We start from the raw sequence: 20,397 nt of genomic DNA, 5'->3' as shown, positions 1-20,397 counted from the left end.
ATCAAGCGACGGAAAGAACCTTCGAAGCGGCGGAAAGAGCCATCAAAGCGACGGATAGAAATGTCGAAGTGACGGAAAGAGCCATCGAAACGACGGATGAACAATCAAGCGACGGAAAGAACCTCCGAAGCGACGGAAAGAACCATCAAAGCGACGGAAAGAAACGTTGAAGTGACGGAAAGGACCATCGAAACGACGGTTGAACAATCAAGCGATGGAAAGAACCGCCGAAGCGACGGAAAGAGTCATCAAAGCGACGGATAGAACCGTCGAAGTGACGGAAAGAGCCATCGAAACGACGGATGAACAATCAAGCGACGGATAGAACCGCCGAAGTGACGCACAATGCCCGGTCGAATTCGGTATCGAAATTGCCGATTTAACTCCTAATGCAAAATTTACGATTTTTGAACAGTCTAATCATAACCCGTTTATTGAGGAAGAAGAAGTTTTTAAAGAATTTGTTCAATTGACTTTATAATTTTTACATTTCAATATTAGATTCAATCAGAAGGGGAGCATCTGTGAGAAAAATAACTTTATCAAATGGAAAAACAGTAGAAGTGGAATGTTTGAGCTGTGAAATAACGAGTGGACGCATTGAACCAGATGGAGGCGTGGTGATGGAGACGGACTATTTTCATGCTCATCAAGATGTTGCTTATCCGATAAAGGGATTAATCATTCTAGCTTCTAAGCGCCATATTACATGTTTTGATGAGCTAAACGATGAGGAAAAAATGGATTATATAAATCTATTATCAAAAATCAGAAAAGCTCAAAGGGACGTATTAGGGATAGAGCATGTTTATTATTTTTACAATGAAGATACGATACATCATTTTCATACTTGGATGGTGCCTCGCTATGAATGGATGTATGAATTTGGACGCTCCGTAGAATCGGTTAGACCAGTTCTTCTTCATGCGAGGAATAATATGAATAATAAAGAGAATATGCGTGATGTCATGCATGCATTGAAGGTATTAACGAAGGAGTTAAAAGATTGACCCCTATAACAATATAAAAAATCGCTCCTTTATATGTGAAGAGAGCGATTTTTTGTCAATTTTATAAGTAAAAATAAACACAAGCATACATCGAGCCACAACCAGCTAACACAAAGAGGTGCCAAATTGTATGATTGTAGGGCAGGGATCGCCATGCGTAAAAAATGGCTCCAATTGTATAGAAAAGCCCACCTGCTAACAGTAAAGCAAAACCATTAAAGCCTAAGTAAAGATAAACAGGTTTAATCGCAAAAATAATCAACCAACCCATACCGATGTAAAAAATTAAAGAAAGCTTCTCAAATCGATGAATAAAAAAGCATTTAAAAATAACGCCTAATAACGCAAGTGACCAAATAATACATAGTAAAGTAATACCTAATGTCCCGCCGACCGCAATAAACAGAAACGGTGTATACGTTCCAGCAATTAAAATATAAATTGAAGAATGGTCAAGAATGGCGAAAATGTGTTTATATTTTTTAGGCATACTATGTAGCAGCGTTGACATTAAAAATAAAATAATAACTGAGGCACCAAAAATACTAAACGTTATAATTTGGACCGCACTTCCGGTTTGTACAGCTGCTAAAATAAGTACAACTAGCGCTGGAATACTTGCGATAAATCCAATGCCATGGGTAATGGCATTCCACAATTCTTCTTTCCATGTTTTATAGTCAAATGAATCTAGCATATCGAACACTCCTTTTGTGCATATATTTACTATACGCCAATAATTTTCATCTTGCTATTCACATTTGTCATGTTTTCATTATCAAAATTGTCATAGTGATGGTTAATTGTTTGGAGGTCTTTGTTAGACAAGTACCCGACAAAACGTTATAGTATGCAAGGTAGCGGTTACAAAACAGACTAAATAGGGTGATGTCTAATGACAATTGTCATGTTTACATAATGATTCGTTAGTCTATATAATTAATTTTAATGATGTAAAAGGATGTGTCGAAGTGGGACGAATTCATATAGTAACAGACTCAACTTGTGATTTAACAAAAGAGGAAGTAGCGAAGCATGGTATACATATTGTGCCTTTAACGATTCAAATTGATGGAAAAACATATACAGATGGTGTTGATATAGAGCCACAATCTTTTTTAAGCTCCATGCAGAATACCGAAAATTTGCCTAAAAGCTCGCAACCTGCACCGGGGAAATTTAAAGAATTATATGATGAGCTAGGTAAAAATGGAGATCAAATTTTGTCAATTCATATGACTGGTGGCATGAGTGGAACAGTTGAATCAGCTCGTCAAGCAGCGCAAATGACGGATGCAGATGTAACTGTTATTGATTCACGTTTTATCGCCTTTGGTCTAGCGTTTCAATTACGAGAGGCAATTCAAATGCGTGATGCAGGTGCTACTGTCGAGGAGATTATGGAACGTCTGGACAAGGTGCGAGAAAATACGTATTTGTATGTTGTTGTCGACACACTTGATAATTTAATTAAAGGCGGACGTATTGGGAAAGGTAAAGGTCTAATCGGTTCTTTACTGAATATCAAAGTCATTGCAAACTTAGAAGGTGGCGCATACAATCCCGTAACCAAAGTACGTAGCCATAAACAGGTTGTGAACTACTTATTTAAACAATTCCAAGCAGATACTGCCGGAAAAACAGTAAAGTCAGTTGGGATTTCTCACGCCGATGGAATGCTAACGATGGGGGGACCATTAAAAGAATTGGTCGAGGGAACAGGTTTTAATGACGTAGGAGTTGCCTTTACTTCACCAATCATTTCGACACATACTGGTCCAGGTGCAATTGGATTTATGTATTTTGCAGAATAATAGATAAGAGCTACTACATAAGTAATTGTAGTGGCTTTTTATTTTCATGTGGAATGGATAAGTGCAAAACGGTATACAATTGGAGAAAAACAACTTAAACGGACACATTTTGAGGAATACTTAGGTATAGTCACTTTTCATTGCAGTATAAACTATTCTATAATAGAAGAAACAGCAAATGATGGAAGGTGGTCAAATGAACATTTGGCGAATACTCGTTTTGTCATGTTTGACCGTCTTAGTACTTAGTAGTTGTGCAATATCAATAGATGAACCGAATCCGCAAGCTGAACCGGGAGGGGAGCAAGCAGGGACGGAGCAAGATAAGAGACAGGATGAGCAACAAACAGAAAATGAGGAAAAAACCTCAAGGAATGTATTTACGCAGATTTTTGAACATTTTTTTGAGCCAACTCCTGAGGATTTACGGCAAATTGATGATGAAAGCGCAAAACAACTAAATTATTTGGCACTCGGCGATTCTTTAACAGCCGGTGTCGGTGATGAGTATAATCAAGACGGTTTTGTAGGTAGATTAACAGATTCATTAACAGCTTGGCCCTCGATCTCTGACGTTGAGGTCGATAATCGAGGGAAAAGAGGAAGACGTAGTGATCAGCTATTAAAATTAGTGGAAAAAGGGCATTATGATGAAGAGTTGCAAGAAGCACAACTCATTTCAATTACAATGGGTGGAAATGATGTTATGAAGATAGTCAGAAAGGATCTGTTGAATTTAAAACGAGATGCTTTTGATAAAGAATTGCTGGCGTTTAAGGAACGCTATAGTAAAATCATTTCCGGTATTCGAGAAAAAAATCCAACAGTGCCCTTAATTCTTATCGGTTTTTATAACCCATTCTCGATCGTGACAAATGAAGCCAATGAATTTGAAACGATTATTAAGGAGTGGAATAAGGTCATTGAAGACATAGCGAATGAAGATGTGAATGCTTGTTATGTATCAGTGGAGGACTTGTTTGATTCGAATAAAGAGCTCGTTTATCATACGGATTTCTTCCACCCAAATGCAAAAGGATATGAAAAAATGACAGAGAGAATTTTAGAAGCAATGGAGAAATGTAGTATGGAACAAAAGATTAACAAGGAAATAGGCTTCGAGGAGTGACAAAATGAATAAATGGAAATTCGCATTTTTTGCCTTGGCGGGCACAGTGCTTTTTGCAATCCTCCTCGTCGTTTATTTAGCAACTAGACCAGTAGATGTAGCAAATTTAGCGGAGAGTTCAGAAGGTGAAAGTGAAGTAAAAGGAAATATTCTCGTTGTCCAAACAACAACGAAGGAATTGGAATCTATATCGAAAAAGTATTTAAAGGATGCTTCTAAAGGATCACCATTACCGTTGGACTTTACCATTGATGATGATATTCAATTAACAAGTAAATTAACGGTGTTCAATACAGACATCGATATTTCTATGAACTTCGATCCTGTTGTCGATAAGAAAGGTAATATTATTTTAAAACAGACAGGAATGAATGTTGGGCTTTTAAATATTCCGCCAGAGACAGCCATGAAAATAATGCGAGACTCGGTGGAATTCCCTTCATGGATTACAATCAATCCAAATAAAGCGGAAATATATATTGACTTATCACGTATTAACATTGATTCAGGAACTCGTGTCCGGGCAAAGGAATTAGACTTATCGAAAGATCAAATTTTACTGGAGATTATCGTTCCTGGTGAATAAGGAGTGAAATGAGTGGCAAAGCAGTATGCAACATTTGCAGGTGGATGTTTTTGGTGTATGGTCAAGCCCTTCGACGAAACACCTGGTATTGAATCGGTGATTTCAGGCTATACAGGTGGACATGTTGTCAATCCAACATATGAACAAGTATGCTCTGAAACGACAGGGCATGTTGAAGCGGTTCAAATTACGTTTGATGATGAGTACTATTCTTATGAGCAATTACTTGCGACATTTTGGACATTAATTGATCCAACTGATGCGGGTGGACAATTTTATGATCGTGGGGAGTCCTACACAACTGCGATTTATTATCACAATGAAGAGCAACGTGAATTAGCAGAACGTTCTAAAGCAGATTTAGAGGAATCAGGTAAGTTCGATAAGCCTATTGCAGTAAAAATTTTACCAGCAAGTACGTTTTATTCAGCTGAAGATTATCATCAATATTATTATAAGAAAAATCCAATGCACTACGAGCGCTATGCTGTCGGTTCTGGTCGCAAGGCGTTTCAGGAGCAACACTGGGGGCTAAAAAATGAATAAGGCACAACGATTAAAAGAACTAACGGACATGCAGTATTATGTGACACAGGAAAATGGCACAGAGCAACCGTTCCGTAATGAATTTGATAAACACTTTGAAGAAGGTATTTATGTAGATATCGTTTCAGGCAAGCCATTGTTTAGTTCCTTTGATAAATTCGATTCAGGTTGTGGTTGGCCAGCGTTTGCAAAGCCAATTGAAAAGGAAGAAGTCACAGAGCATTTCGATACATCACATGGTATGCGTCGCGTAGAGGTTCGCAGTAAAGAAGCTGACTCTCATTTAGGACATGTTTTCCCTGATGGACCGAATGAACTTGGAGGCCTACGCTATTGTATTAACTCCGCTGCTCTCCGCTTTGTTCCGAAAGAGGATTTAGAAAAAGAAGGCTATACAGAATATCTTTCGTTATTTAAATAACAACAACTCCTAGCAGGATATATCTTGCTAGGGGTTGTTTGTTTTAAGATGTTTTTTTTTGTATCAAGAGCGACGGATAGACTTGTCAAACCGACGGAAAGAACTATCGGAACGACGGAAAGAATAGCTGAAGTGACGGATAGAACCATCGAACCGACGGAAAGAACAGCCAAAGTGACGGATAGACTCATCAAACCGACGGAAAGAACTATCGGAACGACGGAAAGAACAGCCAAAGTGACGGATAGAACCATCGAACCGACGGAAGAACAACCAAGCGACGGATAGACTCATCAAACCGACGGAAAGAACAGCCAAAGTGACGGATAGAACCATCGAACCGACGGATGAACAATCAAGCGACGGATAGACTTGTCAAACCGACGGAAAGAACTATCGGAACGACGGAAAGAACAGCCAAAGTGACGGATAGAACCATCGAACCGACGGAAGAACAGCCGAAGTGACGGAAAGGGCGATCGAACCGACGGAAAGAATAGCTGAAGTGACGGATAGAACCATCGAACCGACGGAAGAACAATCAAGTGACGGATAGACTCATCAAACCGACGGAAAGAACAGCCAAAGTGACGGATAGAACCATCGAACCGACGGAAAGAACAGCCAAAGTGACGGATAGAACCATCGAACCGACGGATGAACAACCAAGCGACGGATAGACTTGTCAAACCGACGGAAAGAACTATCGGAACGACGGAAAGAACTATCGGAACGACGGAAAGAACAGCCGAAGTGACGGAAAGGGCGATCGAACCGACGGATAGAACTTCATAATTGTTTAGGAATATTAAATGATTGATCGTGCAATTCTAAATCCGATATCATCAATAAAGAAATCAGGCATACTCTTACGTCGACAAGTAGCTCCACATCCACGTTCTTCTTCAGCCCAACTTCCTCCTCGAATTATTCGGTAATTACCAAATATCTCTTCATCGTATAAGTCCCAGCACCACTCCCAAACATTTCCTATCATGTCGTACAAGCCCCATTCATTAGGTATTTTTTCACCAACTTGGTGTACATGTTCATTAGAATTATCTTTATACCAAGCAATTTCATCAATATTACCATACCGATATCCTGTTGATTTTGCTTTGCATGCATATTGCCATTCAGAATCTGTTGGTAATCGAAAACCATTAGAACTAGGATTGCATACAACTGATTTACTTTTCTTATCACAATCATAAAACCTATCATAGCCTAGAGCGTCAGACAATGAATTACAAAAATTTACTGCATCTATCCATGAAACATTAACAATTGGTTTATGATCCTGTATTGTTGTTAAAAATTTCTTCCCCGTAATAATCGAATAAAGTTCTTCAGTTACAGTATATTTGGCAAGATAAAATGGCTTTATCTCAACATTCCAAATAACTTCTTTTAAATTTTTTCTTATACCCGGCATTCCAAATTTATAGTTTGAACTAATCCATTTTTGCTCGTTTCGATAATCTCGTAGGTGGATTTCTCCTTCTGGAATATACACCATTAATTCTTTTAAGTAATGATTTAAGTTAGTTTTCATTGTTCTCTCCAAATCTTTAACTATTGTTTTTAGACATTACTTTCATAGTCTCCATCCATGGATTAAGGTAAAATGCTTGTTTATATTAATTACCTATCGTCCATACAATAATGACAAACGATATCTAAAAACTCCAGCGCTAGATCATGTATCTGCTTCATTTATAATGAACATCTTTCCGGACATTAAACTTTAAATTCACTAACAAGATTCCGCAGACTATCTGCTTGTTGAGCAAGCTCTATGGCCGCGGCATTAATTTCCTGCATGGATGCAGTTCCTTGGGTTGCCGTAGCTACAGAAGTGAATGTGTTGGCCGCTGATTGTTCAGCGTAGGCATTCACATGGACAAAATCATTCGCTACAGCGTTGCTATAATCAAGAGTTATTGTAATTTCCTCTACCATAGCAGCGATAATTGTCGTCGTTTCATTAGTATGCGTTAAAATATTGGCTAAAGATTGATTTGTTTCATTCGTTACTTCAACGCCACGAATAACGGACGTGACACCTTCATAGTTTTGAGAGATGATAGATGTCACTTCCTCTTGAATTGACGTTACAATGGATGTGACTTCTTTTGCGGCACTTTGAGATTGCTTTGCTAGCTTTCGAACTTCATCAGCTACAACAGCAAAGCCTTGTCCGTGCTCACCAGCGCGTGCTGCCTCAATTGCAGCATTTAAGGCAAGTAAATTTGTTTGTTCAGAAATCGCTGTAATCGTGCCGATAATGGATGTAATGTCGGCAGATTTTCTACCAAGTGCTTCTACTGTGGTAGTAGTGGAGGCCATCGTTTCTTCAATAGATTGCATCACTAACGAAGATTGTTGAACAGAGCGACTACCTTCATCAGCTGCTTGTCGCATTGACAAAGATGCATGTTGTACAGCTTTTGCTTGCTCATTTAACTTGTGCACAGAATGCTCAAGATCACTCATTTTTTGTTGAGCGCTAGTCATACTAGAAATCGTATTCTCACTATCACTAGCGATGTCAGTAGTGGTATCTGCAATATTCTGTATAGTACGGGCATTTTCATCTGCTAATGACATTAATTCCTGACTACTGCTTGATACATGGTCCGCCAGTCCGCTGACACGTTTAATCAAATTAGAGATTGATACAATTAGTATATTGGTTGAAGCGGCAATAGTTGAGAATTCATCATGATTACGAACGTTAACGCGTCGTGTCAGGTCTCCGCCAGCCTGTGCAATATCGAGAATGGAATGGTTAATAGCTTGTGTATTGTTTTTTAATGATTTAAATAACATATAACCAAAAATAATGATTGCGATAAATCCTATTAGTGAAATGAAGAAGAAAGAAGTAATAGATAGTGTAACCTGCTTGTTAAGCTTATCTAATTTTGTTTTATTTGCATCATCCATAACCGAATTAATAGACTCAATATTTTTATCGATATGCTGCTTCATCGATTCTCCAGTACCGCCCATCATAAGTTTGCGAGCTTGCTCAAGACCGAGTTCATTACGCATTGTCATGACCTTAGTAGAGTATTCAAGATAATTTTTATAATATTGATCGATTGCCTGTATATGACCTAGCTCTAGCTTTCTGTCTGTAAACTGCTTTTCTAGGGCAGTAATTTTTTTATCTATGGAATCAATTTTCATATTGTAAGAAGTAGCATAACTCCCATTCCCACTAATTAAATAGGCCTGTTCTAAATTGGTAAGTAGCGCAATTTCATACGCAAGTTGGTTGACAGTTAGTTGTTCTTGGACGTTTTTCTCAGTGAAATTCTTCATTTGTTTTTGTAAATTCTGTATATTGGCATACGACATTATGCCCATCGTGCCATTAATGATGATAAGGAGAGAAAATATAATAAGCACTTTGCCTCGAATTAAATGGTAAAAACGTTGTCGTTTTTCTTTAGTGAGAGGGAGATTATGCCTACTATCTTCTAAATCATTTGCTTTCATTTTTGAAAAGCTATTTTTAAAGAGAAACAGGCGTTTTTGTACGGAATTGCTGGATTTATGAGAGTTTTTCATCGTCATCACCTTCCTGTTTTTGATAGTTGATTTAAATTTTACCTTATTTTTCTAGGTATTTCTATTGTTTTTTCGCAAAATTCTTATTTCTTGAACTGCAAAGAATAGTTTTTTTGTGTGACGAAAGTCTATAGAGGATAAGAAAATAGTGCTGTTATTTCTAATAGGAGAAAATGCTTAATTGGTTTTGTTTATCTTCATTCAGTAAATGTTTTATGTTGCAAAAGCAAGTAAGGTTGGTGGAAGATTAACTTCCCATAAAAGCCTGATTGTAGAAGACTTAGATGATATTTTTTGATAAACTAGCGAAAAGCTGATGAATAAAGAGGGGAATTCTAAGTATGAAAAAGAGCTTTTATTTGTATGTACTAACTTTCAGAGGAGGGGATTGGTCAGATCCGAAGGTACGATTTGCGGAGGAAGTGTTCAACGAGCATAATTTTCCGAAGCAAAGTACAGACTTTGATGAGCTATCTACTTATATTGAATCGTTCGCCACTGACAATTTAACAACAGAAATGTTTGATGAATTATGGTCTTTATATGTAGAGCAAGGATGAAAATAGCTTAAAACAATATAATTTATTAAAAGTTGCTAGACGTCTAGCGTTGCGAAAATATGAGAAACACAGTATTATTTATAGTGACAACTGACAGAAAAGAGGGATTGCAGTATGAGTATTCATATTAATGCAAAAAAAGGCGAAATCGCTGACACAATTTTACTTCCAGGAGATCCATTACGTGCAAAATACATTGCTGAAACGTTTTTAGAAGATGTTACTTGCTATAACGAAGTTCGTAATATGTTTGGATATACAGGTACGTATAAAGGTAAACGTATTTCTGTACAAGGTACTGGTATGGGTGTGCCTTCAATTTCGATTTACGCTACAGAATTAATGCAAGAATATGATGTTCAAAAATTAATCCGCGTAGGTACTTGTGGTGCAATTCAAAAAGATGTAAAAGTTCGTGACGTTATTTTAGCGCAAGCAGCAACATCTGATACACGTATGAACCAAATCATTTGGGGCGGCGCTATCGACTTCGCACCAATCTCTGACTTTGATTTATTATTAAAAGCGTACAATGCAGGTAAAGATGCTGGTTTAAACTTACAAGTAGGTAATATCTTCACAGCAGATTTGTTCTATTCTGATGAGCACCAAAACGAAAAATTAGCTCAATACGGTGTACTTGCTGTAGAAATGGAATCAGCAGCACTTTACACATTAGCTGCAAAATACGGCCGTAAAGCACTTTCTATCCTAACAGTAAGTGACCACATTCTAACTGGTGAAGTAACAACATCAGAAGAGCGCCAAACAACGTTCAACGACATGATCGTTGTTGCTTTAGAGGCAGCTATTCAAGAATAAGCGTAGCAAGGGTTTGTAGTTTGGAAGAAATTTCAAAGGGACTACACTAAAAATTAATTAGATTTTTTATCCTCAATAGGTGACTCGATAAATGAGAGCCTGTTGAGGTTTATTTGTTTATAAAGAGTTAAAAAGCTCCGTAGCTCCTTTCTTTTGGTCTTGATCAACATGAGAGTACGTATTCAGTGTTTCATGTATTGTAGCATGTCCTAATTGCTCTTGGATGACTTTGCATGTTAACGCCTTTAGAAAGCATGTAAGAAGCAAATGTATGTCGCTTTTTGGGTATGTCTATCAAAACCAAGGAACTATCTAAAAATGAGGAAGAACGTAAAGCTCAGCTTGAAGCTTTTGGATTCACTTATGAGCCACCTGAAGTACGAGCAGAACGTGCCAAGCAAAGGGTTGCGAGAAGATTAGAAAAGTAAGGTCTTGATTTGGATTTAGCACCTTTCTTTTGAAGGGTGCTAGATGTGATTATGTGCCTATAAAGTAATGTGACACTTATTTCTTAAAAATTTAAAGCTGTTTTCTTATAGATTGTTGCTATTTGTTATGTGAAACAAGGGAGGAATATTTTTGATTGTATACACTGTTCAACCTGAATATCTTTATAAAAAAATGCGAGAGCAAGGATACTTAGAAGGAGACAAGAAATTTGCTATGTTTCCCGAAGCCTACGAATGGATGGTAGGTCAAATGAAAAAGCGCATAGCTAGTTGTAACATAGAAAATTTTCCCGTGTGGTTATGGCAAAGAAGACCAAGCGGAAATGAAAAAGCGCTTGCAACAAAAGGTGAAAGATGGGTTATTTTAAAATTAGATGTTCCTGAAGATAATATTTTATGGTCATCATTTGATGAATGGCATAGCATTTTAAATAATAGTCCAATAACTTATGATGAAAAAGAATGGGATTATTTCCAAGAGAGAGGATTCCAAAAAGAAGAAGTAATAAATACTTGGGAACGGCTATTTGACCATGAATGGTTAGCTAGTAGACCAATTGATTGGGCTGGAGATTATAAGAAGAATTGGTTTCAAGGTGTTACGCCTAGAATTACTATGGATCAAGTTAAGAAAGTTTCAAGATTTATCGGTAAAGGATAATGAAATGTGATTGAAGGTTTGACTGACAATATCTCTCTTGCGGAAAAACGTCAGATTTTAAATAAAGTGGTTCGCTCAGGTTGATGAAGATTTTAATAATAAGGAGGAGTGATTTACATGTCAAAAAATAGGGATTTGCCCCCGATGAAATTTAAGTTGGGTGATAAGGTTCGATTCACATTCAATGGCAATGAACTGGTTGGAATAGTTGAAATAGCAGACTTTGGCGGTTCGATTAAAAATGATTACCATTTGTATGATATTTTTGCTGAAGGTTGTTTGTATAAGCATATTCCTGAAGAAGTTTGTAGAATTGCTTGCTTTTAATGAGATTGAACAGCGCTCAATGTAATCGAGTATTAGATAGACGTATACTTGGTTGCTTAGATTACGCTCAGGTCGGTTGTTTGATTGGAGCAACAAAGTTAGCAGGAGCGATTGAGGAGCATAACAAAAGGACTTGCGGATATGGAAGTTAATCATAAAAACAAGTCCTATTCTTGATGGCTATGTAGTTAAAATTCGTTCTTGTTTTGAGAATCGACTCTTTAAAAATAGGTGGCTGTTAAATTTATTTTTTTCTCTTTTTAAAAGCATAAATGCTAATTAGTACTATTCCCGCCAAAATAAACAATGCAGAAGGAATATATAAACTATTGTTTAGGGGAGTCGGTTCACCCATATAAGTTGCTAAATGCCTTACTGCACTACTAACGAGTAAATGTAAAAATAGCATTAAACTTCCTAAACAAAAGAAAATAAGTCCTGTATAATACATCTCTTTCATAATCAATCCTCCAATTAATAACCTGCCCTTTTTCTTGACTAACTGAAAATTATTTCCAAATATAAATTATAACAAAATATAATTTTGTTTGGTAGTTAAATGGCAAATGCACAATGAAGAGGATTGACTGTTACAAGTAAGGAGTAACAACCTCTTAGGAGCATTTAACAAGCCTGTGAGCGTTGAAAGGGAAGTAGAGGATTAATTTACAGAGGTTGTCTAATCATTGCTACAAAGCCTTGAATGGAGCTATAGGGGCTAATGTGAGAGCATAACAAGAGGACTTGCATACATGAAGTTTAATCATGTTCCTATTGGAGGAAAGCACTCGTTAGCCATCCATGTAGCGCTAAAACCAGCGCTACACCACAGAAAATGAAAGATGATTGCGTTCTTTCATGGGAGTTGAGTAGCGAAAAGTATTACTCAATTTTTATGAACAACGTGTAACTGCATGGTCAACATCTTTATTCTTTATTAAAACATTATTATCGTTATCAACTTGATAAATAATTTCTTCAGTATTTAAACATATGAACAAAGATTCCCTCAATTCATCATTCATATTTTCTTGGTGTGCAAATACAACAAATTCATCTTTGTCGACTTTTTGTTGATTACATGCAGTAACAAAACTTAGTAACAACATAAGTGCAATAATTGGTCTAAAGTTTTTCAATTTTCTATCCTCCTTGAATCTATATATTGGCAAACCTTTTCAACGCTCAAATTTCCCAATAAACAATCTAGAACTCTTTAATAAATGCATTTAGTATAAGAACCAAAATCGCTAATACAACACAAATATTTACAATGACTATACCAATTTTGTTATCATCTTTATCTTCCTTATGCTGTTGTTTTCTCTTTCTATATAAACCTTGAACCTTTTTTTTGCATTTGGACTTTATCTTGCTTATTTTGGCTCAAACATTTCCCCTCCTTTTTCAGGTCTTTATTCCCAATTGACTGAACATTCCCTCTATAGGGTGATTATAGCATTGTGAAGTATGAATTGGTAGATAAATGGAAAGTGTGCAACGAATGAAATTTACTGTTAAAAGAACCAAGTAGCAAGCTCGCAGCACAGTTTAACGAGCCTGTGAGCGTTGATATTGAAGCAGGGGAATCAATGACAGAAGGTTGTTTGATTGGTGCTACTAAGCTCGTATGCAAAGCTACAGAGCGTTAATATGAGTAAGACATACTCGTATTTGAACGATAAGCAGGTCAAGACTAGCAGAGAGGATAAAGCCTAGATTGACCTTATCAATCAAGCTAAAAAGGCTCATAATGAGAACGCAATCAGAGCGTTACTCACTAAGAGCCAATGGACAACATTCAGAAAGCATTTCAAAGAGTGTCGTGACGACATAGAGCAGGCGTACATTGAAAACAGTCACATCATGTATGACTTTTTATTATCACAGCATTAATTGTTGTGCTTTTTGAATGGAGAAAATATACAATATATGTAACCTAGAAAAGAAAGTGGGTATTTTAATGAAAGACATTAATGAAATAGTTGCTAGTTTACGTGTACATGGTGCTGTGGAATCTTATCCAAGACTACAGGGTTTACAGTATTTCAGAAGATTAAATGACTTTATAGAGAATACTTGCAATGAAAATATAGAGGAAATTAATGATAGAAATAATAGTAGAAATAAAGAAGGGGAAATTACTCCTCAACGACTCCTTGAACTTAATGAGGGAAAGAAATACAAGTCTTTTCAGAATTTCATTAGACCATCTTTGTTAATTACGTTATGTTCTTTTATAGAGGATGTTTTCACAAACCGTATTAATTCTGATAAAGAGTTAAAAAAGAAATTTAACAATCTACCAAAAGAGAAAATAGGCTGTATAAATAAAGCAAATAATTTTTTGGTTAATAATGGATTTGTGGAGTTAAATAACATAGAGGGAATTACTTATGTTTACGAGATGTATCTGATTAGGAATAGGTTTGTACATAATAAAGGAGAAGCTACAAAGTAAATTAAAGAAATGCAAAAGAAGTATGATTTTACAATCGAGAAAAATAAGATATTGCTTGGTGAAAAGTTTATAGAAAACTATATTGCTCATTTAGAAAAGTTTGCTGTAGAAGTAGCAAAAATTATTTATGTAAAAAAGAGTAGGTTTTCAAAATTTCAAAAAGATAAATCTTATATTGGTGATATTAAATAGGGTTAAGGCACATCACAACTAGGTTGGTGTGCCTTTTATATTGAAGGAAAGCACCCCTTAGATTTCTTCACAAACTTGTATTTTTAAACTTAATTAATTATTACTGTTCACACGCTTCTTTATTTTCCTTATGTCAATTATAATCCATTTTAAGATTGCAATTATTAGTACTAAAAGTGGTGTTGCCTGGGCTATGAGAAACCCTATCCAAAAATCATTCATAGTACTGGTCGGAGAAGCTGTTGCCATTCCACCTACAAATAAGGACATTGGGATTGAGATTACATTGAATCCCAGACTAATCATAACAAATGATAATCTTTTACTTGTAATCTTCGGTAACACAGCTGACCAAAATAAAATTCCTGCAACTAACAAAATCAAAATAAGACAAATACCCCAAACCATCAAATACCTCAAAGCCTCTACCTCCTAACTAAACGATAGCCCATCCCACTTTCTTGTAAAGATTAAGATGCACCTACAGTCTACTATTTTACCACAAAAACCCATATCGTTATTCAACTAAACTGTCCGTTAGTTCAATAACTGAATAATAAGTCGTTTGGTATAGTTTAACGCATTTACAAATATTGGTATATGGAAGAATGAGCTTATAAAGCAAGGTATGCTGAGAGTGCGGTAGCACATCATTAAGCTGATGTGCTTTTTCTATATGAATAAGATTAATGAATAAATATAAGAAGCGACAAAGCAAACACAGGCTCTTGGTTGTAATAAGGGTGTGGCAAAGTTCTATTCTTTCAACTTTGAGTCAGCTTTACAACAACAATCGTAGTCAAGCTTACAGAGCAATTTAACGAACCTGTGAGTAAGTTAGTGGAGCAGAGGGAAACATTTACACAGGTTGTTTGACAGGTGCTACAAAGCCATGTATAGAGCTATAGGAATGATTGAGAAAGCATAACAAAAGGACTTATGAGTAATTTTACTCACAAGCCATAGATTGATGTGTGATGGAATGTTGTATCGTTAGTTGAATTCGGGGGTAATATCCCACATTATTCATTATGTTTAAACAGTAAGCCTTTACCGACATATTCTTTATATCCCCAAATACTAATCAGCATCATTATTATTCCAATCACTAAAACAGAAATGGAAACTCCTGATAAACTTCCGTTAATTATATCAAAAATAGACATACCTATAAGAATCCCACTGATTGCTGAAATAAATGACCAAAAGAATCGTTTCATTGAAATCATCCTCCTTTTTTAGGTCTTTATTCCTGAAAAACTGAACATTCCGTCTGTATAGCAATTATAACATTGTGAGGTGCGAGTTGGTAGATAAATGGGGATTCACGACAAAAGAGATTGACGGTTATAAGAACTGAATAACACCTCTTAGAATCGTTTAACGAGCCTGTAAGCGTTGATAGGGAAGCAGAGAAAGCATTTACACAGGTTGTCTAATCGTTGCTACAAAGGCTTGAATGGAGCTATAGGAGCAATTGTAGGGGGCATAACAAAAGGACTTGGGTAAATTTTAAACAAAAGCCCTAGATTGATGTGTGATGGACTATTGCTCTTCTTGTTGAAAAATGACTCATAAAATTATTTTTTCTCCAAGATTATCTAAATCTCTTTTTAAGTTGAAAATAATAAGTATTCTATGAGACCTTTCTGTAACTCGACCAAAATCTACAACTTGTTGTATTTCAACTATGTCATTTGTATAAATTTTTTGTGAGTCTCTAACTTCGGTAATCTTTACGCCTAAATTGTCAATAGAATCCCAATGTACAATGTTAAGTTCAACTACTCCTTGATAAGAAGCTTTTATACTCAAATCATCATCTCCCTGCATCTCGAATAACTGAAAATTCTGCTAATAAAATTGTAACATAGAAATTCATGCAGTGGTAAATAAATGGTAAAAATGCAACAAATGAGATTGACTGTTACTTCTAAGCGAGACGAGCGTGTCTAAATGCCTTAAAGCTTATTCATTAATTATCCATGAAGAAACTCAGGAGAAAACCTGTATAGATTGCTCTGTTGGTTAGCAGGTTATAGAGTAGTGATTTACAAGTCGAAATGTATCATTATTTAAACTGTGTGAGTGAATACAGATTTTTAATAGAGGAACTAAGGTCTTGGCGAGAGGGGATGCGAAAGCATCAATATAAGTTTATAAAGGCATGCCTTTAGCAACCACCTCGAATGGACGGAATTTGCGTTTGTAAAGGGTGCTAAAGCGAATGCCATCTGTTTAAGTTTGGCTGAAACGGCAAAAGCAAACGGCATCGATTTCTATAAATACCTAGTGACCTTATTGACAGAACTGCCAAATTTACCGATTCACCAACAGCCAGAGATTTTAAAGAATTACATGCCTTGGTCGAAAAAAATCCAAGCAACATGTGCAAAATAGCCGTTTACCTGAAATTTTTTTCAGATAAACGGCTATTCGTTGTGCGTACCGAAAAGGTGCGCTTTTTTATATTTCGGGCTTACGTTGCTTTTTCTTTCGTTGTTAAGTGACTACAGGTTTTTTCTAATCAAAAAGCGTACGGAAATGCGCGAGAAATTAATTGTGCTGGTGCTTACATTAATAAGCACATTGGATTGTACATGCGTCCTATAAAAAAGTATTTGTGACTACCTGTTTGATAATCTCTTATTGTTTTAGTTTTCTTATAGTGACATATAATACCATTAGTATTATGATTAGTGTAGATGGAGGTGAGGTAGATAGAAACAAAAGCACAAATTAATTTTATCGAGTTTGTAAAAAACACTATCAGTAATAACGGCCAATCGATCGAAACACGTCTTAAAGAAAAGCACAATGGATTTGAAAACGGTTGGAAGATGGATGGGAACGAAGTTGTGTTTTGGGTTAGCCCAACAGTGAGGCTTAGTGATTACACAGGAACCATATTGAATGAATTTAGGTTCATTATAGATTTTGACGAAGATAAAAATAAGTTTACTGTATCAGGTAAAAGTGTTAAGTCTAAAAATTTATTATAAATCATTAAGTCACATCTAACTAGGTGTGGCTTTTTATATGCCTCTTATCTCTAGCGATGACATATAATTCCGATATAGTTATGGATCAAGTAGGGGCTATTGTTCGAAAGCTATGCATTATTGACGGTCTGCACTTTGAAGTAAAGTGAACTGCCAGTATGACTTTAACGTGGATTCTTTTAGACGGCATGTATTAAGCATATGTGTGCCGCAAGCTATAAAATTGCTGGTAAGCGGTATTGATGCACAATATCCTTCAAATGAATTTGTGATAGCCTTAAAAAAGGGCTTGTATGTATGAGTTGTATTCATACATACAAGTCCTAGAATGTGGGCTATATCAAAATTCATTTATTGCATCATTGGATTAAATGTTTAACATTCGCACAAAATTAATTCATTTTTGCAAAAGCTACAAGTGTTCCTTTGTCGCAAGAATCAAAACCATTCTTTTCATAAAAATGACGAACATCAGGAGCTTCTTCTGTTAAAAGAACTTTTTGGCGAACATCTTTATATTTTTCTAAAACATGATTCATCATATTAGTTGCAATGCCTCGATTTTGATGGCTATTCAATACTAAAATATCCTGTATATAAAGGATTGTGAGACCATCACCTACAACTCTTGTTAAACCAATTAATTGATCATTTTCCCATGCAGATAAGACAAATATTGAATTTAGCAATGCTTGCTGTAATTGATCTAAATCTTTTGTATATGCATACCATTCTACATCTTCATAAAGAGCTTTTAAATCGTTTTTATGAATATACTTTTCTTCTTTAAATACAATTGTCATTAAAATTCCTCCTCAAAATTTTATTTTGAAGAGTGTAAACGTAATTTATCCACTGTCTTAAACCACCTTTCAAACTTCTTCTGCATTCTTATAAATTAATGAGCTATGTTCATAGTAGAGAATAGCCCTTTTCTTTTTCTATCTTTGATGAAATTGTAACCTAGTAGAGCAATTGATGGTAGAGGATTGGAAATGATGCACACTTTTATCAGGGGTGTTGATTCACCATTTTTATCCACACCGATTAGAAGGCTCGAAGATTTATCGAAACAAAATCGCTCTTTATCGAAACTATTTGAGCTTATATCGAAACAAAATCCCATTTTATCGAAACTTTTTGGGCTTTTATCAAAAAACAAGCTCTTCATTGATATCAAACTATCTTATAACAAGAAACTATAAAATTATGTATGTATGATTTCAATACTAATTAGCGCTTCTATTCATCGTAAAAATCTGGAATAATCTAACATTGAAAATGTTTTTTTTATCTAAAGATGAAATCTACATTGATTTAAGTGGGAAGAACAGACTATAGGCAAATGCGTAGACTAACAATCCATGTATTGCATAACCTATATCGAAATCGAAAGGAGGAAAAAATTATGCGTTACGACTACAATTATGACAATTATGGAGGACAAAATAGGGGTAGTCATCCATATCATCCGGCTCACCCAATGCATACCTACCCGATGCATACCTATCCAATGCATTACTACCCAACTCCAACTCATGCTTACCCATCTTACTATCACCATCCGCACCACCATCACCACCATCATCCGCATCACCGTCCGTACCCAACTCCATATGGCTACCAATGAGAATAAAGCAGCACTTACTATAAAAAACGAAGTAACAAAAATTGCATAAAAGTTTGTTGTTCCAGCTCGTTAATAATCATTTTAAAAGTGCGACAACGGATGCTTTATTGGCAAAGGATTTGTAAAGTGCAAAATAATCAACTAGCCAAATAACGATTCCGAAAGAAATTCTTTTAATTTGATGGATTTTTTTACAAACTTATAGTTCGGCATTTGACTAATCATGATGTTCCAAAATATTTGGAACAACACAACGATATTATGATTGTTTCTTATAAATCTAGCTTGTATTAAAGGTTTATATGTTAATAAGGGTCACCGGAGGAAAGTGACCCTCAGTAACAATTCAAGGCGGTGCAAGCTAATAATTAGCTTATTTTAGTATTATGATGAGATAGCATTTTTGTATAGTGAATTGCCTTAGTAAAGGATTTTTAAATAAAAATGTAAAAAACATGAAGAGAAATATAGTTAGGTGTTGATTAAAGTCATATCCACAAAAGGGTATGACTTTTTAATATGAATTGTGGGACCGCAAAATAAAGCGTGCTATGCCGAGGCCATTAAAGAGCATTATTAAGGAGCTTACAGTAAGGCTATGAGCGTTTAAATAAATAAAGAAAACGTTCAATTCTGTTCTACAACGGACTTAATAGACGTGATAGTCGAAAACATTAAAAGAGTAGAACAGAAGTAGAAAATTCGCTGGACTGATGATTGATTTTTGAAATAGGGGAGGGAGAGGTTAAATAGGATGGACGTCTATTCGACAATCGTCATTGAAGGTGAGAAGGCCCTAATTTGAGCAAACGAAGATCGCTTGTGTAAAAAATAGGCAAATGCATAGACTGTCAATCCTTTATAGCATATCTTAAACCGAAATCGAAAGGGGGAAAATTATGCAATATTATGACCGATACGACCAGGACTATGATTATGACAGTTATGGAAGACGTCGGAGAAGGCGGCACCGATACCCGTTTTACCCAATCTATCCATTCTTCCCACCATTCTATCCACCATATTATCCGCCATATCCATATTACCCGCCATATTATCCACCATACTATGGAAGTCCATACGGCTATTAATAATCAATATATCTACTTAAAAAAACTAGAAACGACAAAATCTTAAGTAGAGAGTCTGTCGTACTAGTCCGTTAATAATAATCATTTTAAGTATGGGAAGAAACGGAGTGCTTTGAT

General features: G+C 35.9%; 28 protein-coding genes and 1 pseudogene. 17 read left to right on the top strand and 12 right to left on the bottom strand.

Going from position 1 to position 20,397, the window contains the following annotated elements:
- Window positions 1–145: 145 nt before the first annotated feature.
- Window positions 146–310, bottom strand: a complete 165-nt coding sequence (locus tag QRN68_RS11150; RefSeq protein ID WP_285396955.1) for a hypothetical protein — start codon at window positions 308–310, stop codon at window positions 146–148.
- Between the two features lie 214 nt (window positions 311–524).
- Here QRN68_RS11150 and QRN68_RS11145 point away from each other — a divergent pair, with 214 nt between their 5' ends.
- Entirely contained in the window at window positions 525–1,010 is a 486-nt protein-coding gene (locus QRN68_RS11145; protein ID WP_285396954.1) for an HIT family protein, read from the top strand.
- Between the two features lie 61 nt (window positions 1,011–1,071).
- Here QRN68_RS11145 and trhA read toward each other — a convergent pair whose 3' ends face one another.
- Window positions 1,072–1,707 (bottom strand): PAQR family membrane homeostasis protein TrhA, encoded by a 636-nt coding sequence (gene trhA, locus QRN68_RS11140; RefSeq protein ID WP_285396953.1) that lies wholly within the window; start codon window positions 1,705–1,707, stop codon window positions 1,072–1,074.
- A 274-nt stretch (window positions 1,708–1,981) separates the two neighbouring features.
- Here trhA and QRN68_RS11135 point away from each other — a divergent pair, with 274 nt between their 5' ends.
- The 5 genes from QRN68_RS11135 (at window position 1,982) to msrB (ending at window position 5,506) form a co-directional block, all read left to right on the top strand.
- A complete protein-coding gene (locus QRN68_RS11135; protein ID WP_285396952.1) occupies window positions 1,982–2,824 on the top strand; it encodes a DegV family protein in 843 nt (280 codons plus the stop codon).
- Between the two features lie 196 nt (window positions 2,825–3,020).
- Complete coding sequence (locus tag QRN68_RS11130; protein WP_285396951.1) at window positions 3,021–3,953, top strand: GDSL-type esterase/lipase family protein; 933 nt, start codon at window positions 3,021–3,023, stop codon at window positions 3,951–3,953.
- 4 nt (window positions 3,954–3,957) lie between these two features.
- Entirely contained in the window at window positions 3,958–4,539 is a 582-nt protein-coding gene (locus QRN68_RS11125) for a YpmS family protein (RefSeq protein WP_285396950.1), read from the top strand.
- Window positions 4,540–4,551: 12 nt separating this feature from the next.
- Window positions 4,552–5,085, top strand: a complete 534-nt coding sequence (msrA, locus tag QRN68_RS11120) for a peptide-methionine (S)-S-oxide reductase MsrA (protein ID WP_285396949.1) — start codon at window positions 4,552–4,554, stop codon at window positions 5,083–5,085.
- Entirely contained in the window at window positions 5,078–5,506 is a 429-nt protein-coding gene (gene msrB, locus QRN68_RS11115) for a peptide-methionine (R)-S-oxide reductase MsrB (protein WP_285396948.1), read from the top strand. The genes msrA and msrB overlap by 8 nt, the downstream gene beginning before the upstream one ends.
- Window positions 5,507–5,569: 63 nt before the next feature.
- Here msrB and QRN68_RS11110 read toward each other — a convergent pair whose 3' ends face one another.
- The 4 genes from QRN68_RS11110 to QRN68_RS11095 all read right to left on the bottom strand — a co-directional run bounded on the left by QRN68_RS11110 (window position 5,570) and on the right by QRN68_RS11095 (window position 9,013).
- Window positions 5,570–5,842: a hypothetical protein gene (locus tag QRN68_RS11110; RefSeq protein WP_285396947.1), complete on the bottom strand. Its 273-nt coding sequence runs from the start codon at window positions 5,840–5,842 to the stop codon at window positions 5,570–5,572.
- Window positions 5,800–6,195: a hypothetical protein gene (locus QRN68_RS11105; protein WP_285396946.1), complete on the bottom strand. Its 396-nt coding sequence runs from the start codon at window positions 6,193–6,195 to the stop codon at window positions 5,800–5,802. Before QRN68_RS11105 ends, QRN68_RS11110 begins: the two co-directional genes overlap by 43 nt.
- A 119-nt stretch (window positions 6,196–6,314) precedes the next feature.
- On the bottom strand, window positions 6,315–7,061 hold the full coding sequence (locus QRN68_RS11100) for a formylglycine-generating enzyme family protein (protein WP_285396945.1): 747 nt from the start codon (window positions 7,059–7,061) through the stop codon (window positions 6,315–6,317).
- Between the two features lie 185 nt (window positions 7,062–7,246).
- On the bottom strand, window positions 7,247–9,013 hold the full coding sequence (locus QRN68_RS11095) for a methyl-accepting chemotaxis protein (protein WP_285396944.1): 1,767 nt from the start codon (window positions 9,011–9,013) through the stop codon (window positions 7,247–7,249).
- Window positions 9,014–9,426: 413 nt separating this feature from the next.
- On the opposite strand from QRN68_RS11095, the gene QRN68_RS11090 reads away from it, so the two are divergent.
- The 6 genes from QRN68_RS11090 to QRN68_RS11065 all read left to right on the top strand — a co-directional run bounded on the left by QRN68_RS11090 (window position 9,427) and on the right by QRN68_RS11065 (window position 12,056).
- A complete protein-coding gene (locus tag QRN68_RS11090; protein ID WP_285396943.1) occupies window positions 9,427–9,645 on the top strand; it encodes a YozE family protein in 219 nt (72 codons plus the stop codon).
- Window positions 9,646–9,759: 114 nt separating this feature from the next.
- On the top strand, window positions 9,760–10,467 hold the full coding sequence (gene deoD, locus QRN68_RS11085) for a purine-nucleoside phosphorylase (RefSeq protein ID WP_285396942.1): 708 nt from the start codon (window positions 9,760–9,762) through the stop codon (window positions 10,465–10,467).
- A gap of 287 nt (window positions 10,468–10,754) precedes the next feature.
- Window positions 10,755–10,895 (top strand): hypothetical protein, encoded by a 141-nt coding sequence (locus tag QRN68_RS11080; protein WP_285396941.1) that lies wholly within the window; start codon window positions 10,755–10,757, stop codon window positions 10,893–10,895.
- 151 nt (window positions 10,896–11,046) lie between these two features.
- Complete coding sequence (locus QRN68_RS11075) at window positions 11,047–11,577, top strand: DUF3841 domain-containing protein (RefSeq protein WP_285396940.1); 531 nt, start codon at window positions 11,047–11,049, stop codon at window positions 11,575–11,577.
- Window positions 11,578–11,694: 117 nt separating this feature from the next.
- Window positions 11,695–11,904 (top strand): hypothetical protein, encoded by a 210-nt coding sequence (locus QRN68_RS11070; RefSeq protein ID WP_481817446.1) that lies wholly within the window; start codon window positions 11,695–11,697, stop codon window positions 11,902–11,904.
- On the top strand, window positions 11,904–12,056 hold the full coding sequence (locus QRN68_RS11065) for a hypothetical protein (protein WP_285396939.1): 153 nt from the start codon (window positions 11,904–11,906) through the stop codon (window positions 12,054–12,056). Before QRN68_RS11070 ends, QRN68_RS11065 begins: the two co-directional genes overlap by 1 nt.
- Window positions 12,057–12,148: 92 nt before the next feature.
- On the opposite strand, the gene QRN68_RS11060 is transcribed toward QRN68_RS11065, so the two are convergent.
- Together QRN68_RS11060 and QRN68_RS11055 are read right to left on the bottom strand one after the other, a co-directional pair.
- On the bottom strand, window positions 12,149–12,364 hold the full coding sequence (locus tag QRN68_RS11060; RefSeq protein WP_285396938.1) for a hypothetical protein: 216 nt from the start codon (window positions 12,362–12,364) through the stop codon (window positions 12,149–12,151).
- 433 nt (window positions 12,365–12,797) lie between these two features.
- Complete coding sequence (locus QRN68_RS11055) at window positions 12,798–13,043, bottom strand: hypothetical protein (protein WP_285396937.1); 246 nt, start codon at window positions 13,041–13,043, stop codon at window positions 12,798–12,800.
- 824 nt (window positions 13,044–13,867) lie between these two features.
- Between QRN68_RS11055 and QRN68_RS11050 the strand changes: the two genes are divergently transcribed.
- Both QRN68_RS11050 and QRN68_RS11045 read left to right on the top strand, forming a co-directional pair.
- Entirely contained in the window at window positions 13,868–14,365 is a 498-nt protein-coding gene (locus QRN68_RS11050; RefSeq protein WP_285396936.1) for a hypothetical protein, read from the top strand.
- Window positions 14,366–14,374: 9 nt separating this feature from the next.
- Entirely contained in the window at window positions 14,375–14,557 is a 183-nt protein-coding gene (locus QRN68_RS11045; protein WP_285396935.1) for a hypothetical protein, read from the top strand.
- 93 nt (window positions 14,558–14,650) lie between these two features.
- Here the strand turns inward: QRN68_RS11045 and QRN68_RS11040 are convergent, their stop codons facing one another.
- The 3 genes from QRN68_RS11040 to QRN68_RS11030 all read right to left on the bottom strand — a co-directional run bounded on the left by QRN68_RS11040 (window position 14,651) and on the right by QRN68_RS11030 (window position 16,372).
- On the bottom strand, window positions 14,651–14,977 hold the full coding sequence (locus tag QRN68_RS11040; protein WP_285396934.1) for a hypothetical protein: 327 nt from the start codon (window positions 14,975–14,977) through the stop codon (window positions 14,651–14,653).
- A gap of 602 nt (window positions 14,978–15,579) precedes the next feature.
- Window positions 15,580–15,777: a hypothetical protein gene (locus QRN68_RS11035; protein WP_285396933.1), complete on the bottom strand. Its 198-nt coding sequence runs from the start codon at window positions 15,775–15,777 to the stop codon at window positions 15,580–15,582.
- A 352-nt stretch (window positions 15,778–16,129) separates the two neighbouring features.
- Complete coding sequence (locus tag QRN68_RS11030) at window positions 16,130–16,372, bottom strand: hypothetical protein (protein WP_285396932.1); 243 nt, start codon at window positions 16,370–16,372, stop codon at window positions 16,130–16,132.
- A 399-nt stretch (window positions 16,373–16,771) separates the two neighbouring features.
- On the opposite strand from QRN68_RS11030, the pseudogene QRN68_RS11025 reads away from it, so the two are divergent.
- Window positions 16,772–16,957: pseudogene (locus QRN68_RS11025) on the top strand (transposase domain-containing protein); the annotation flags it as partial.
- Window positions 16,958–17,951: 994 nt separating this feature from the next.
- On the opposite strand, the gene QRN68_RS11020 reads toward QRN68_RS11025, so the two are convergent.
- On the bottom strand, window positions 17,952–18,362 hold the full coding sequence (locus QRN68_RS11020) for a GNAT family N-acetyltransferase (RefSeq protein ID WP_285396930.1): 411 nt from the start codon (window positions 18,360–18,362) through the stop codon (window positions 17,952–17,954).
- A 624-nt stretch (window positions 18,363–18,986) separates the two neighbouring features.
- Here QRN68_RS11020 and QRN68_RS11015 point away from each other — a divergent pair.
- Both QRN68_RS11015 and QRN68_RS11010 read left to right on the top strand, forming a co-directional pair.
- The gene (locus QRN68_RS11015; RefSeq protein WP_285396929.1) at window positions 18,987–19,238 is read left to right on the top strand and encodes a hypothetical protein; all 252 of its coding nucleotides are present in this window, start codon (window positions 18,987–18,989) and stop codon (window positions 19,236–19,238) included.
- A gap of 896 nt (window positions 19,239–20,134) precedes the next feature.
- On the top strand, window positions 20,135–20,326 hold the full coding sequence (locus QRN68_RS11010; protein ID WP_285396928.1) for a hypothetical protein: 192 nt from the start codon (window positions 20,135–20,137) through the stop codon (window positions 20,324–20,326).
- The last annotated feature ends 71 nt before the right edge of the window (window positions 20,327–20,397 follow it).

The organism is Lysinibacillus sp. fls2-241-R2A-57, from assembly GCF_030209535.1.
Taxonomy (GTDB): Bacteria; Bacillota; Bacilli; order Bacillales_A; family Planococcaceae; genus Lysinibacillus.
Note: the sequence above shows the minus strand (reverse complement) of the source record. Positions and strands in the feature narration are given on the sequence as shown.

Bases quoted from the DNA above. Each gene is read 5' to 3' on its own strand.
- trhA (WP_285396953.1), bottom strand. From the start codon at position 1,707: ATGCTAGATTCATTTGACTATAAAACATGGAAAGAAGAATTGTGGAAT.
- QRN68_RS11130 (WP_285396951.1), top strand. From the start codon at position 3,021: ATGAACATTTGGCGAATACTCGTTTTGTCATGTTTGACCGTCTTAGTA.
- QRN68_RS11125 (WP_285396950.1), top strand. From the start codon at position 3,958: ATGAATAAATGGAAATTCGCATTTTTTGCCTTGGCGGGCACAGTGCTT.
- msrB (WP_285396948.1), top strand. From the start codon at position 5,078: ATGAATAAGGCACAACGATTAAAAGAACTAACGGACATGCAGTATTAT.
- QRN68_RS11110 (WP_285396947.1), bottom strand. From the start codon at position 5,842: ATGGTTCTATCCGTCACTTTGGCTGTTCTTTCCGTCGGTTTGATGAGT.
- QRN68_RS11100 (WP_285396945.1), bottom strand. From the start codon at position 7,061: ATGAAAACTAACTTAAATCATTACTTAAAAGAATTAATGGTGTATATT.
- QRN68_RS11095 (WP_285396944.1), bottom strand. From the start codon at position 9,013: ATGAAAGCAAATGATTTAGAAGATAGTAGGCATAATCTCCCTCTCACT.
- QRN68_RS11090 (WP_285396943.1), top strand. From the start codon at position 9,427: ATGAAAAAGAGCTTTTATTTGTATGTACTAACTTTCAGAGGAGGGGAT.
- deoD (WP_285396942.1), top strand. From the start codon at position 9,760: ATGAGTATTCATATTAATGCAAAAAAAGGCGAAATCGCTGACACAATT.
- QRN68_RS11080 (WP_285396941.1), top strand. From the start codon at position 10,755: ATGTCTATCAAAACCAAGGAACTATCTAAAAATGAGGAAGAACGTAAA.
- QRN68_RS11070 (WP_481817446.1), top strand. From the start codon at position 11,695: ATGTCAAAAAATAGGGATTTGCCCCCGATGAAATTTAAGTTGGGTGAT.
- QRN68_RS11065 (WP_285396939.1), top strand. From the start codon at position 11,904: ATGAGATTGAACAGCGCTCAATGTAATCGAGTATTAGATAGACGTATA.
- QRN68_RS11060 (WP_285396938.1), bottom strand. From the start codon at position 12,364: ATGAAAGAGATGTATTATACAGGACTTATTTTCTTTTGTTTAGGAAGT.
- QRN68_RS11050 (WP_285396936.1), top strand. From the start codon at position 13,868: ATGAAAGACATTAATGAAATAGTTGCTAGTTTACGTGTACATGGTGCT.
- QRN68_RS11045 (WP_285396935.1), top strand. From the start codon at position 14,375: ATGCAAAAGAAGTATGATTTTACAATCGAGAAAAATAAGATATTGCTT.
- QRN68_RS11035 (WP_285396933.1), bottom strand. From the start codon at position 15,777: ATGAAACGATTCTTTTGGTCATTTATTTCAGCAATCAGTGGGATTCTT.
- QRN68_RS11020 (WP_285396930.1), bottom strand. From the start codon at position 18,362: ATGACAATTGTATTTAAAGAAGAAAAGTATATTCATAAAAACGATTTA.
- QRN68_RS11015 (WP_285396929.1), top strand. From the start codon at position 18,987: ATGACAATTATGGAGGACAAAATAGGGGTAGTCATCCATATCATCCGG.
- QRN68_RS11010 (WP_285396928.1), top strand. From the start codon at position 20,135: ATGGAAGACGTCGGAGAAGGCGGCACCGATACCCGTTTTACCCAATCT.